Source organism: Dyella tabacisoli, from assembly GCF_003350925.1.
In the GTDB taxonomy this organism is placed as follows: Bacteria; Pseudomonadota; Gammaproteobacteria; order Xanthomonadales; family Rhodanobacteraceae; genus Dyella_C; species Dyella_C tabacisoli.
Map to the genome: position 1 here is coordinate 46,330 of NZ_KZ857183.1, position 12,973 is coordinate 59,302.

Genomic DNA, 12,973 nt, shown 5'->3' on the forward strand with positions numbered 1-12,973 from the left:
GAAGCTCGCGTTTTCCTTAAGGCACCCGTGCCGCTCATAGTGGCGAGCCTGAACGCCGCCCATGCCATGATTTTGCAAATGCCCCCTTACCTACCTTGAGCCAGTACCTCCCTTAAGATACCCAGCGCCTCAAGACGAGCTTCAACGGTTCGCGGTTCGACGCAGGTCGCCAAGCGTAAAAGCCCCCTTCCCATCTGCTGGCCTTGTGATCTCAAAAGGTAAAAGGATAACCGGCGCCCCGAAAATTACGTGGTAGTTTTTGCAGCTATGACTGAACCAGCCACACTGCCATCTTTCATCGGCCAAATCGGCCGGCCGTTTCTACGCGACCGTTTAATGCATCTTCTGTTAATCGCCGCCATCGCACTATCCGCTCTGTCGCCACATCCGTTCGCAGAATATCGAACCTGGGTCGACTGGAACACCATCACGACACTCGCCGGCATGTTGCTGCTGACCACAGGTATCGAAGTAAGCGGCTACCTGGAACACCTGGGACGAACCATCATCAACCGGCTGCAACAGGAACGTGTGCTAGCCATCTTCCTGGTGTCGGCATCTGCCCTGCTGTCAACCATGCTGACCAACGACATCGCGCTCTTTATCGTAGTCCCGCTTACTGTCAGTCTGGCCAGCACCGGCGGCTTGCCGATCGGCCGCCTGGTTATCTTTGAAGCATTGGCTGTGAATGCCGGCTCGCTACTGACGCCGATCGGCAACCCGCAAAACATCCTGCTGTGGCAGCGCTCACATCTGTCTTTTGCCGGCTTCACCTGGCAAATGGCGCCGCTGGCGCTGGCGATTTTCTTGCTGCTGCTGTTGGCAACTTGGTTTTGCTTCCCCAAACAAACCATACACGCTGAGTTGAAAGACGATCCTGCGGCATACCGGGTTGGGCTACTCAGAACCTGCGGACTACTTTATCTCGTGTTCCTGGCGATGGTGGAACTAGGGCATCCAAGCTGGGGCTTAGTTGGCGTGGCAAGTGCCGCCGTGCTGTTTTGCAGGGAGATCATTGCAAAAGTTGACTGGAGCCTGATCTTAGTTTTCATACTAATGTTCATCGACATCCGTTTACTGACGCAGTTGCATTTCATCCAGACCTTGGCTGAAACGATTCTGCATTTTTCTCAATTTGAACTGTTCATATCAGCCCTGCTCGGTTCCCAAGTCATCAGCAATGTTCCGGCGACGATTCTGCTCGTGAACTATTCCACGGCTTACAAAGTGATTGCATACGGGGTCAACGTCGGTGGTTTTGGCCTGGCGATTGGCTCGATGGCCAATATTATTGCGCTGCGCATGGCTCCTGAGCGTCATCTGTGGCTGCGTTTTCACCTGTACTCCTTTCCCTTCCTTATTTTGTCGGCTCTGATTGCCTGGGTGCTGCTGCTTTAGTGAAACAAAAAGTCACATAACACGTGAGAGCGATGAGCCCATGCCGCCAACGAGACAGTGATAGTCCACTGACATCGCAATGGTGTCCTGATAAAGCCGGCCTGAAGTCATACTGGGCCTATGTGACGCGAGCTGGCGACGGTGTGCGCACCCAGGCAGGGGCCTGTAAGGTCCGCTTTCAACTCATAGCGGACCTAAACTTCGATGAAAGACACTGGCATCAGGGGATGGTTATGAAGTCCAGGGCAAACAGGGTGCCGCCAAGATCGCATGAGTCATCTATCCACGCTGATCCATCCAGCAATTACAACAAGTCTCGAATAAAGCGAATAGCACTGGCATGCATGCTTGCCTTGGCCTCGGCCACCATCGCAGCGCCATCGTCTCCGACCACGCCGGCTCGAGATATCACGATCTGGCTGGGTGAATACGTTCCCGGCGCCTTTCCGGCGCGCCTGCGATCCGGCATGCCCTTCAGCGACAGCCAGGACCCACCGGGGCCTGGCGCGCGCATCACGCAACCGCTGTCGGCACTGCGGCCGTGGGGCTTTCTTCGCAATGGGCAGTTCGTCGGTGTCGGCGCACCGCTGCGCGAGGAAGCTATGGATGCCTACGGTAAGGCGCTTTCGCGCTGTACCGCGGAAAAGCCGGGCGCACGTGCCGCGTGCCGCATTGCGGTCGCCGAAGGGAAGCTTGGATTCAATGCACAGGGGCTGCACGATCTGCTCTGGTACTGCGGCGCATACCGGACCGACGTGCGAGATGCCACAGCCACCTTCCAGGACAGCGCTGATGGCGTGCCGACTGAGGTGCCGGTGCGCGAGTTGTCGCTGGCGGCGACCACCGTCGACTGCGGCAAGCTCACAACCTCGGACTTTTCAGGCGACCCGGCGATTCCAGTCAGCACCTCGTTGCATGCCAGCATCCAGGTCTTCCGACCCTTGGAAGACCTCATGTCAGGCGACCAGATCTCCGCCTTACGGCAAAAACTATGGCCGATGGTTCGCCAGGCTCTAGTGGACGAGACGCGCGCACAGCTAGCCAATGCTTCCACACGTACTGCCTACGGGCGGCAATGCCGGCAGCCTGGCTTGTCCAACCGCGACGTACAGTTCACGCCGATCACCGATCTGTCGAAGGCGACTCTGGACGACTACACCCACAGCGGTGCCGATGTCGCCCGGATGTGGCAACTCGCGAGCGTGGATGACAAGCGGCGGCTCATTTTCGTGGCGCTATGGGCCAATGTATTGCTGCCCGGTGTCACGCAGAGCGGCTGTCCGGCGACTGTGCGCACCAACGCGTGGATCGCCGATGACGGCACGGGTGGCGGACGTCGGCTACGCGGCCCGGCAACTGGGGTCTCCGCGCCGGATGCACTGCTCCACATCGAGGACGGCGTGTACGTCGTAAATCGGCTCGATGGACATCTCGACCTGGGCATGCCGAAGAACGATGACGTGCCGGCGCCGCAACTTTCCATCGAACAACTGACGCCGGAAGGCCTGAATCGTCTCGGTTATCCCGGTTATGGGCCGGACAATCCACTGCCTGCCCACGGCTTGCCCATGGGATACGCGCACTGATTTTTCAGCACCGACCCAACCAGGAATCTCCACCCTGCTGGTATGCCGAAGCGCTACAGGAAACTTGGCGCGATCCTTTTCACGAGAATGAAGCGACGCAGTGCGGGTACCTTGCTTCAGGATATTCGCGATAGCCGGAATACCGGGTCAGCTTGAATCAGGAGCGTGCCGAGCTGAAGCCGGAGTCTGCCCTCCCCTTCCGCTCACGTGTCTTGATTTTTGCCGTGGCGGTCGAGCTGTTGTGGTGGAAATCACCCTGCCCGCCCTCCCCCTTTGGTCGAGCTAGTTCATTGCAATTGGCGTTCGAGAGGATTTTCCAAAAAAAATCTTCTATGTCGCGATCCGTTTCCACTCTTCGGATCGTCCTTGGTGTGTCCAACACAAAAGGAGACATGCCATGTCCGACCAGTCCGTTACTTTGATCAATCTGCTGAAAGTTAAACCTGGGAAACAGGATGCGCTGATCGCGCTCTTGAAACAGAACATCGACACGGTGATCCGCACGCTCCACGGCTGGAAGGCCACCCTGCTGATCGCCGCGGAGGACGGCACCAGCGTCGTTATTTACTCTGAGTGGGAGACCCAAGCGGCCGTCGTGGCGATGCGCAGCGATCCGCGCATGACAGCCTATTTCCCGGAGATCAATGAGTTGGCGAGCCTGGACTCGATCATGGGCTCAGTGGTGTTGAGCGAAACCCGGTGAGGGTGAGCATGCAAGTTAGTTTGCGTCGAGCCAGTAAAAAAGGAGAACCGCCATGTCTCGGATGGTAGTGATTTACCCGACACCCAAAAACATCGAAGCGTTCGACCGACATTACTTCGAAATTCACGTGCCCCTGGCCAAGAAGATTCCGGGCCTCAGGAAATACGAGGTCAGCGACGGCCCCATCGCAGCGCTGATAGGAGCCTCCCTTGTTCATCGGATCGGAACGCTGTACTTCGACGACCTGGCGGCGATGAAAAAGGCGCTTGCAAGCGCGGAGGGACAGGCGGCTGGCGCGGATCGCCGACTCTTTGCGCCTGATGACTCAGGCGTTCAAATATTCCTTTTCGACAACAGAGAAGTTTGAAACCTATGCCTTCGTTCGTCTCCGCGGGCGGGGACGGCATGGCGGGCGGCCGCTTATATAGGTCGTAAAGATCATAAAATCAGATGAAGAGAGATCAACGATGTCAGCAACCAAAGCAGTTTTTGTCTTAATCCACGGCGGTTGGCACAACCATTCGGCGTGGGACAGCGTTACGCCAATACTTGAGGCCAGCGGCTTCGCGGCTATGACGCCCGATCTTCCCGGCGCGGGGGTCAATGCGATAGCACCAGCGTCGCTCGATCATCGCCCCTTCGACCCCGCTGCGTTCGCCGCCGAGCGGTCGCCCGTCGTCGGCGTTACGCAGGAGGAGCGGACGCAAGCGGTCGTCGCGTTGGTAAAAGAGGCTGCGTTACTCAGCGACGGCAAGGTCATCCTGGTCGGGCACTCGGCTGGCGGGATGACGATTTCGGCAGTCGCCGAGCAGGTTCCGGATCAGCTTCTCGCAGTCGTCTATCTTGCCGGGTTCATGGTGCCGAACGGCATGCCGCTGCTCGCGATGCTCCAGCATGAAACCCTGTCTTCGGCGCTGGCACCTGGTCTGTTCGTGGGCGATCCTATCGCCATCGGCGCGACCAGGATCCATGCCGGATCAACCGACGAAGCCTACCGATCGTTACTCAAGGCTTCGTTTTATGGCGACGTGTCGGAGTCCGAATTCGCGCATGCGGCGGCACAACTTCATTGTGACGAATCGAACGCCGGCGCCATAGCCCTATCGGAAATTACGCCTGAAAGATTTGGCACAGTGCCGCGCCATTACATTCGTTGCACACAGGATCGCGCGATTCCGTTGACGGGTCAGGATCACATGATTGCGACGGTTGACACTGCCATCGGCAACAAGACAACGACCCACACCTTGGAAAGCAGCCACTCGCCATTCCTGTCACAACCGGCCATTCTGTCGAAGGTTCTCATCGATATTGGTATTCAATCCTTGGCGGAACAGCGCGCGGAAGCGGCATAGGTCTCCATACATGAAAACGGATGAATTCGAAGATCGCCTGAAAGCGCTTCGGCCACGCCTTCATCGCTACTGCGCGCGCATGACGGGATCGGCGGTCGATGGCGAGGATGTATTGCAGGACACCCTCGTCAAGGCGCTTCACGCACGATCCCAGGGCGCTCGGGTGGATAATCTCGAAGGCTGGCTATTTCGCATTGCTCACAATGCGAGCCTCGATTTCCTGCGCGAAAGGTCGCGGAATACGGTCGTTCCGCTCACCAAAGACGTCGACGAAGCGGCCCCCATGCTCGAGGCGGACATCGTTGCGATCAGCTTTCAGACGTTTCTTCGGTTGCCTGAACTTCAGCGCTGCGCGGTGATCCTCAAGGATGTTTTGGGTCATTCGGTCGAAGAGATCGCAAGTATCACTGAGTGCTCTCCGGCAGCCGCCAAATCGGCGCTTCAGCGCGGGCGTGCAGCGCTGCGGCAATTCGCGCAGGCGCCTGAAGATACCCGGCTGCCGCTGATGTCCGATTCGAGCCGGCGGAAGATCACCACTTATGTCCATCTCTTTCAAAGCGGCGATTTCGACGTCATCCGCGCCATGCTCGCCGATGATGTGAAGCTCGATCTGGTGAACCGGCTCCAATTGGAAGGGCGCGACAAGATTGGCCTCTATTTCACGCGCTATGCGGAAGTGACGAAATGGCGATTTGTCCTCGGCGCGGTTGAAGGGTGGCCGGCCATGCTGGTCTTCGATAGCACCGGCCCGATGGAAAAACCTGCGCATTTTGTCCTGATCGACTGGTCCGAAAGCAGGATCATCGAGATCCGGGATTTCTTGTTCGCTCCCTATGTGCTCGAATCCATCGATTGGGTACGGTTAGCCTAAATGGTTATGGTCGAGTTCCAGCCAACCCTCGAAGCCATTGGGCGATGGTACCCACGATAACGCGCCCTAATCGCGTGTTGCGGCACGCTCCCCTCACCATCGAAAGCGGCTGCACCCTGCTAAGGGCGAAACAAATCATCAGTCGCTAGCTTTCAGAACAACCCAACAACTGAGTCAATCAGGAAGCCTCCGTTGAACACGATGAAATCTGCCGATGCCATTACGCTCTCCCTTACGAGTTCCGATAGTCATAAGCTGGTGCTTACCCCTGGCATGGGGAGTCTCAGTGTTGGTCCCTCCGGCGGCACGCGACGACCAGACCTCGTCGTGGAGCCGGATCAAACGATTAATTGGCACGTCTTCGATAAAATGCGGACAGGCGCCGGTAGTAATTGGCCGCGCTACATCTCCTATGAAGGCAATGACACCTCTTTGTTCACCTGGATGCGCGAACGTGAGACCGAGGAGGTCACTTTCGCTCCCTGCGGGGACTTGGAGGTTGACGCCAGCGACGCGAATCTGGGCGGCTTGACCCTCAAGCCGGGAAGGCATCGGATCAGGATGACGCTGCCGCGGACACTCCGGCGTCTTTCAATCATGGGCAATCCCAAGCTGGTTGATTTCGACGTGCCCGTTGACGGCAAATGGCCCGATATGTACCTCGCTGATGACGACAGCGGCATTCTAAGCAGTGTCGACGGCCTGCCGTACCTTGCTTCAGTCCGGTCTCTTGGTATCCGCAACACTGTTCTCGGCACCCCTTTCGATTGCCGCAGCCTTCTGACACTGCGCAATCTCACCCATATACGCCTTTACGGGGCCATGGCGCATCTCGATGCTTTGGCGGAACTGCCGTTGAACGGGCTGGAATTGCGCTTCGTTTCCGACCTCAATGGCCTGCCCGATCTTGGGACCTGGCCAGAGCTGAGCTACTTCATCGCCTGGAACGTCGAGGAGAGCGTTGGCAAGACCTTGCGCAAAGCGGTGAAGCAGTTGCCGGACAGCGAAGACAGCTTCTTCGGTGTCAGCCAGCTTCGCAGCAAGCAATGGTTCATCGAAGAGCATGGACTACCGTTCGCCGGTTGGACCAGCAAGAATGAAAAGACCGCCAGCAAAGCCTACAAAGCTGCCAGCAAGATTTTGAAAACAGCGACGACGAAAGCAGAAGCCAGAAACACGATTGCCGCCTTCGTTGAAACGATCAACGGCCTTGCCGGAATCGAGACCAGTGAACGCGACGATGCCGGGGATGCGGTCGCTTTGCTCGCGGGAGTCAACCCAACTTTGATGACGCCCGAGGAGGCCTTGATCTGGTTTGATGAGATAAGGGATTTTTAGTACGCGCCGGCTTGGTCGGGTTCCAACCCGCCCGCATGGGTGTCAGACAGGCAGTTGCCAGGAGGAAAGATAGTGGCGTTTGCAAAATATGTTGAAAAATTGCGGCTGATTTATTCCAGTCATGATGCGCAGCTCAATCTTGCCAAGGGCAATACGGAAACGGCGCTGGCCAAAGCGGAAGTTCGGCTTGGCTTCTCACTGGATCCTGGCTTGCGTGCAGCTTGGCGCATCGCCGACGGCAGTGAACATGAGGTGCGTGTTTTTCTGAGGCCGGGCTTTCTGACTGGATATGACTTCCTGTCTTTGGTCTCAGCCGAAAAGGCCCGCGCCCGCATGGAGCGCGTGTCGCCTCAATATGTGGACTATGTCGAACCTTCGCCCCGCGACCGCCGCATCCGTGACGGCTGGTATCAGAGCGGATGGCTTCCATTTGCCGCCTTTGGCGGCAACTCGCTGACATTGATACAAGACTACGCCCCCGCCGACGGAGGGAAAGTGGGGCAGATCATCGCCTTCACCCACGATCCGGACGAGATCAGCTATGTGGCGCCGGACTTCTCGACGTTCCTCCGGCTTTCACTGAACGCGATCAAGGATGACCCCGAAGAGTTCCTCGAAATATTCTGAATGTAGAACGCGGCGATGAATACACGACCACCACCCACATCCGCCGAGCGCCTGGCTGCTCGCCAGACCAGTTCGGCGTCGATCACCAAACAGCTAATCGTCCTCGCCATGGGGATGGCCGGCGCAGCAACCATTGCCGGGATCCTAGGCCAGGTGACCGAGCAGACAAATCCCATCTGGACGCTTCCGGTCATCATGTCGGGATTTGTCTGCTTCATGGGATTTCTGGCCACGACGGGCTGGACCATGCATTCGGCATTCGGCAGCGCGCCACGGCCGATCGTGACTGGTGGACTCTACCTGACTGCATTACTGCTCGTGGGCGGTGTCGTGGCCTACGCCAGCGAAGTCCCTCGTGCGGCCTATCTGACGCCACTTACGATAGCGGTCATAGTGGCGGCACTGACCACGATCGCCGCGCTACGGCGTCGGGCCAGGATCACGAAGATCGCCACGCTGCGACGCGGCACCCACGCTCAAGGCACCGTGACCGACGACGGACTCGCCGCGTTCGCCACCACCCCCAACCTCAAGATCGCCACGATCACGGTGTCGTTCCGAGATGCCAGCAACGTCGAGCGCTGGGTCACGACCATGGCCACTCAGGCGCCCAGCCGGCCGATCGCGGTGGGTGACCGCGTGGATGTGTGGTTCGACGCTACCGCACCGGGCGACATCAACCGCATCGTGGTCGAGCACGACAACGGCGCCTCCCGCATCGCTCCGGGCAATCCATCAAAGCCAAAATAGTTGCATCTTCAGAATTCAATGGCACTGATGTCTAACGACTTGAAATCACCACGGAGCCGGCGGCCGAAGTGTGGTCACGATCTGCCTGCGAGCAACTCATCCAACTGTGCGAACTGTTCGGGCAGGCCTTCCGCCGAACCGGCGAGGGCTTCGTCGAGGGCCGCTTCTGTGGGGTAGAGTTCGTGAAAGGTGACCAGCGTCTTGCCGGCATGTTCTTCGAACGTCACCGTGGTCACGGCACCCTGATCGCTTTCTTCGTTCGTCCATACGAGGCGCTTTTGCGGCGTTACTTCTCTGTACGTGCCGAAGAACGCCATCGGTTGATCGAAGGCCGGATGGCTGAACACGAGGCGATACGCGCCCCCGGTGCGAATATCCATGTCGCACGAGACCAGCGACATGCCTGCCGATTTCGGAATCCACCACTGCTTGAACAATTCGGGGTTACTCCACGCTTCGAAAACGATGTGCACCGGGGCATTGAACGTTCGCGTCACGACCAGTTCGCGGTCGGACTTGCGTTCCACGGCGGTGCGGTTCGTGGCGGCGGGACTACCTTCTTTTGCTTTGAGCATCTGCCTTCTCCTTACATTTCAGGTGTTCGACAAGGTTATCCAGCGCGTCGAAGCGCGCGCTCCAAAGTTGGCGGTGTTGCTCGATCCAGCCGGCCTCTTCTTCTAGCCGGCGCAGTCCGAGCTTGCAGGTTCGTACGCGCCCGACCTTCTCCGTGGTCACGAGCCCCGCCTGCTCCAAGATGCTGACGTGCTTCTTCATGCCCGTGAGGGTCATGTGAAACCTTTGGGCAAGCTCGGTGATTGAAGCGTCTGCCCCACCGAGCTGCTCCAGCACGCCGCGTCGGGTGACATCGGAGAGCGCGGCGAACGTTGTGTCGAGGCGGGCTTGATAGTGAACCATATGGTTCACTGTAGGCCACCCATGGGTGGTTTGCAAGCGGAAGCCCTTTCCTGCTGTGGCGTCGCCCAATGGCCATCTTTAAACGGACAGCTTAAGGCGCCTGTCCCGCTTTGCGTCTGGGCATGCGCTATGCTCCAGCGAACCGATTAGCATTCCAGTCATCTGAGTCATGCGCGCTTTAGTTGTTGAGGATCAGGCACCTGTCAGGAATGCCATCGCGAAACGGCTCCGCGCTTCAGGGCATGCGGTTGATGAGGCGGCTGATGGCGCCACCGCCGAATCGTTTATCCAGTCATATACCTACGACGTGTTGGTCCTGGACCGGCTCCTGCCCGATGGCGATGCACTGCTTCGCCTGAAGGGCTGGCGAGACCGAGGAGTGACCACGCCTGCTCTGTTCCTGACCGCTTTCGATCGGGTGGCCGATCGGCTGAGTGGCTTCGAGGCTGGGGCCGATGACTATCTGGTCAAACCGTTCGACATGGAAGAGTTGCTTGCTCGCCTTGCCGCGATAGCGCGTCGTGGATCAGTCATCAGGCCTAGCACTATTCGTATTGCCGACCTCGAGGTTGATATCGGGCGTCGTGAAGTTCGGCGCGCCGGCATTGCCCTCCCTCTGCGCAACAAGGAGTTTGTCGCCCTGCAGTTGTTGGCGGAGCGTGCTGGAAAGGTCGTGTCGCGCGATGAACTGATCGCCGGGTGTTGGGGTGAGGAGCATCTGCCGGCGTCCAATGCCGAAGAAGTTATCATTGCGTCGTTGCGCAGAAAACTGGGCGGGCCGCCGCTGCTTCACACGGTGCGCGGGGCTGGATACATCCTTGAGGCGCCCGATGGCAAAGCGTCGTCATAACGCCATCCACCAGCGTCTGTATCTGAAGCTCACCGTGAGCTGGGCTGTCGCGTGGATCGTGGGCATCGCGTGCCTGGGCACGTTGGCCATAAGCATGAACGGTCGGCTTGGGCGCGTCGGGCTCGAAGACATGCTGCGGCTGCGGGCGACGGCTGTTTATGGGCTGAGCTGGTTTGATGCACAAGGCCGCTTTCACGACGAACTCCTCGATAAAGAGCCTGGCCTGCTCACTGGCGGCGTCGATATCTGGGTTATCTCGCAACGATCGCCAGATACCGTCCTGTTAAGGCCCAAACAGGCCATATTCAACATCCACTCTCCGGCCGAGCTGGCGAATGCCAATGCGGGCAGCGAGGACGGCGCGATCCGCGAGGGGCGCGACAGCTTGGGCGTCTCTTATTTGTCTTTGACCAAAACCACCTACGACGACGCCGATCGCGTTGTGGCGAGGATCCTCGTGCTGGGCGATCCCAGGGCGATCGATGCGGCACATGCCGTCTTTACGCGCAATCTCCTGCTTGCAGTGACCGCGCTTGCCCTGCTCGGCCTCGCGGTCGGCACCCTGTTGGCTCGCCAGACCCTACGCCCTGTTGCGGAGACCATGGATATCCGTGAGCGCTTGATCGCGGCGGCGGCCCACGAACTTCGTGCACCGGTGGCTAACCTACTCGCCATCTGCGATTCGGTGGGTTACGGAGATATCCCGCTGGAGGAAGGTTTTACGCAGGTTCGTCATGTGGCACGAACAAGTGCGACGTTGATCGACAAGCTGCTGCTTCTGGCGCAGCTCGACTCGTCGGCCGCCGGGGTCATGAAGGAAAAAGTCCGCCTTGACCTGATCGTAGAAGCGGCGCTTCCAGAGGGGCATGGCATCACCACGGACATGGAGGAGTCCGTGGTCGTTGCAGACCGGCGCCTCCTGCAAATCGCGGTGCGCAATCTGATCGAGAACGCGTTGACCCATGGACGTAGCAACGGCGACACCGGCGCTTCGGTACGCATAACAGTGCGCCATCACACGGTCACGATTGAAGATGATGGCGCCGGCTTTCGGATGGATCAGTTGGCGAGTGCGCGGGAGGCTTTTCGCAAGGCACCGGGGAGCCCGGGTTACGGTCTTGGCTTATCCATCGTGCAACACATTGCCGAACTTCATGGTGGCCAGCTAATTCTCGAGAACCTCGCGCCGCACGGCGCCAGAGTGCGCCTGCAGATCAACTGAAGGCTGGGCTGGAAGCCCCCCACAAATATTCATTGTTCGTCTTGCCTGCCCTTCCTGAGAAGGGCGCTGGATGCAGGGCGGGTCAGCTATTGGCGATGCCACATGAGGTGGCCCGCTGTGCCGGAAAGCAAAGCCGAGGTGTCAGCTCGATATCAGGTTGGCCTCGTATGGTGCCAGCCGAACCCTTTATGCGCCCTGCGCGCACCCCGAGGTCACGCCATGTCACATCGCGATACGAAACGCCTTGCCACCCGCCGCCCGGCTTTGCTTCTGGCCGCCATTGCACTTCTCAGCACCGCTTGTGCTGGTGCCCAAACCACGATGCCGCACGAGAATGTGCGCCATGAAGGCACGTGGCTGCAGTGGCCGCATTCCTATACCTATGGGTCCACCTACAGGGACCGCATCGAGTCGACCTGGATCGAAATGACGCGCTCCCTGGTGAGCGGCGAAAAGGTCCACATTGTCGCCTACAGCGCCAGTGAGCAGGAGCGCATTCAAAATCTGCTGGCTGAAGCCGACATCCCGCTCACCAACGTGACCTTCGTGGTTCAGCCAACAGACGACGTGTGGGTTCGCGACAATGGCCCGGTTTTCGTTTATGGCCCTGACCATGCCATGGCTATTCAAAGCTGGGGCTTCAATGGCTGGGGCGGGAAACAGCCGTACCACTTGAGCGCGGAAGTCCCTGCTGTGGTCGCAAGAGAGCTCAATATGTCGAAGGTCGACCTCAGCAACTATGTTGTTGAAGGCGGTGCCGTGGAAACCGATGGGCGCGGCACTTTTCTGGCCACGCGCAGTTCTATTCTCAACCCCAACCGTAATCCGGATGTGACCGAAGATCAGATGGATGCGGTGCTTGCCGCCAACCTGGGTGTTTCAAACTTCATCTGGTTGGACGGTGTTCGGAATGCCGACATCACGGATATGCATATCGACGGCTTTGCGCGATTTGCAACCAGCGACACCATTGCCACGATGAGTCCGGCCGACCTCAATGACTGGGGCCTTTCTTCCACCGACATCCAGCGACTTTACGCCGCTAAAGATGCCAATGGTACGCCGTACAAATTCGTTCAATTTCCGCTCACGGAAAACAACGTGGTGACGAGCTACGGTAAGGACCTCGGATACAAGGGCTCGTATGTCAACTTCTATGTCGGCAATTCGGTCGTGCTGATGCCAACGTATAACGACGCGAACGACGCCGTCGCCAAAGCGGCGCTTCAGCGGGTTTTCCCGGATCGCGTGGTGGTTGGAATCGATGTGCGAAATCTCTACGCCAATGGCGGCATGATCCATTGCGTCACTCAGCAGCAGCCTGAGGGCAGCTTCTGACGAGGCTTTCGTGTTTCGGT

General features: G+C 58.6%; 14 protein-coding genes. 12 read left to right on the forward strand and 2 right to left on the reverse strand.

Annotated features, from left to right (window positions below; translation table 11 throughout):
• Positions 1–267: 267 nt before the first annotated feature.
• The 9 genes from DVJ77_RS18505 to DVJ77_RS18545 all read left to right on the forward strand — a co-directional run bounded on the left by DVJ77_RS18505 (position 268) and on the right by DVJ77_RS18545 (position 8,628).
• Entirely contained in the window at positions 268–1,398 is a 1,131-nt protein-coding gene (locus tag DVJ77_RS18505) for an SLC13 family permease (protein WP_114847013.1), read from the forward strand.
• Between the two features lie 344 nt (positions 1,399–1,742).
• A complete protein-coding gene (locus DVJ77_RS18510) occupies positions 1,743–2,984 on the forward strand; it encodes a hypothetical protein (protein WP_114847014.1) in 1,242 nt (413 codons plus the stop codon).
• 397 nt (positions 2,985–3,381) lie between these two features.
• Positions 3,382–3,687: a putative quinol monooxygenase gene (locus DVJ77_RS18515; protein WP_114847015.1), complete on the forward strand. Its 306-nt coding sequence runs from the start codon at positions 3,382–3,384 to the stop codon at positions 3,685–3,687.
• 52 nt (positions 3,688–3,739) lie between these two features.
• Positions 3,740–4,054, forward strand: coding sequence for an EthD family reductase (locus DVJ77_RS18520; protein ID WP_114847016.1), 315 nt, complete (start codon positions 3,740–3,742; stop codon positions 4,052–4,054).
• A 100-nt stretch (positions 4,055–4,154) separates the two neighbouring features.
• Positions 4,155–5,042 (forward strand): alpha/beta fold hydrolase, encoded by an 888-nt coding sequence (locus tag DVJ77_RS18525; RefSeq protein WP_114847017.1) that lies wholly within the window; start codon positions 4,155–4,157, stop codon positions 5,040–5,042.
• 10 nt (positions 5,043–5,052) lie between these two features.
• On the forward strand, positions 5,053–5,913 hold the full coding sequence (locus tag DVJ77_RS18530) for a sigma-70 family RNA polymerase sigma factor (protein WP_114847018.1): 861 nt from the start codon (positions 5,053–5,055) through the stop codon (positions 5,911–5,913).
• Between the two features lie 192 nt (positions 5,914–6,105).
• Positions 6,106–7,251, forward strand: coding sequence for a hypothetical protein (locus DVJ77_RS18535; protein ID WP_162791567.1), 1,146 nt, complete (start codon positions 6,106–6,108; stop codon positions 7,249–7,251).
• 72 nt (positions 7,252–7,323) lie between these two features.
• Positions 7,324–7,878 carry an SMI1/KNR4 family protein gene (locus tag DVJ77_RS18540; RefSeq protein ID WP_162791568.1) on the forward strand — a complete coding sequence of 185 codons (555 nt, stop codon included), beginning with the start codon at positions 7,324–7,326 and terminating at the stop codon, positions 7,876–7,878.
• 15 nt (positions 7,879–7,893) lie between these two features.
• Entirely contained in the window at positions 7,894–8,628 is a 735-nt protein-coding gene (locus DVJ77_RS18545) for a hypothetical protein (RefSeq protein ID WP_114847021.1), read from the forward strand.
• Positions 8,629–8,702: 74 nt separating this feature from the next.
• Here the strand turns inward: DVJ77_RS18545 and DVJ77_RS18550 are convergent, their stop codons facing one another.
• On the reverse strand, positions 8,703–9,203 hold the full coding sequence (locus DVJ77_RS18550; protein WP_114847022.1) for an SRPBCC family protein: 501 nt from the start codon (positions 9,201–9,203) through the stop codon (positions 8,703–8,705).
• Positions 9,181–9,543, reverse strand: a complete 363-nt coding sequence (locus tag DVJ77_RS18555; protein WP_114847023.1) for an ArsR/SmtB family transcription factor — start codon at positions 9,541–9,543, stop codon at positions 9,181–9,183. The genes DVJ77_RS18550 and DVJ77_RS18555 overlap by 23 nt, the downstream gene beginning before the upstream one ends.
• A 169-nt stretch (positions 9,544–9,712) precedes the next feature.
• Between DVJ77_RS18555 and DVJ77_RS18560 the strand changes: the two genes are divergently transcribed.
• The 3 genes from DVJ77_RS18560 (at position 9,713) to DVJ77_RS18570 (ending at position 12,953) form a co-directional block, all read left to right on the forward strand.
• Positions 9,713–10,393 carry a response regulator transcription factor gene (locus tag DVJ77_RS18560; protein ID WP_114847024.1) on the forward strand — a complete coding sequence of 227 codons (681 nt, stop codon included), beginning with the start codon at positions 9,713–9,715 and terminating at the stop codon, positions 10,391–10,393.
• Positions 10,374–11,615 carry a sensor histidine kinase gene (locus DVJ77_RS18565; RefSeq protein WP_162791569.1) on the forward strand — a complete coding sequence of 414 codons (1,242 nt, stop codon included), beginning with the start codon at positions 10,374–10,376 and terminating at the stop codon, positions 11,613–11,615. Before DVJ77_RS18560 ends, DVJ77_RS18565 begins: the two co-directional genes overlap by 20 nt.
• Positions 11,616–11,834: 219 nt before the next feature.
• Positions 11,835–12,953, forward strand: coding sequence for an agmatine deiminase family protein (locus tag DVJ77_RS18570; protein ID WP_114847026.1), 1,119 nt, complete (start codon positions 11,835–11,837; stop codon positions 12,951–12,953).
• The last annotated feature ends 20 nt before the right edge of the window (positions 12,954–12,973 follow it).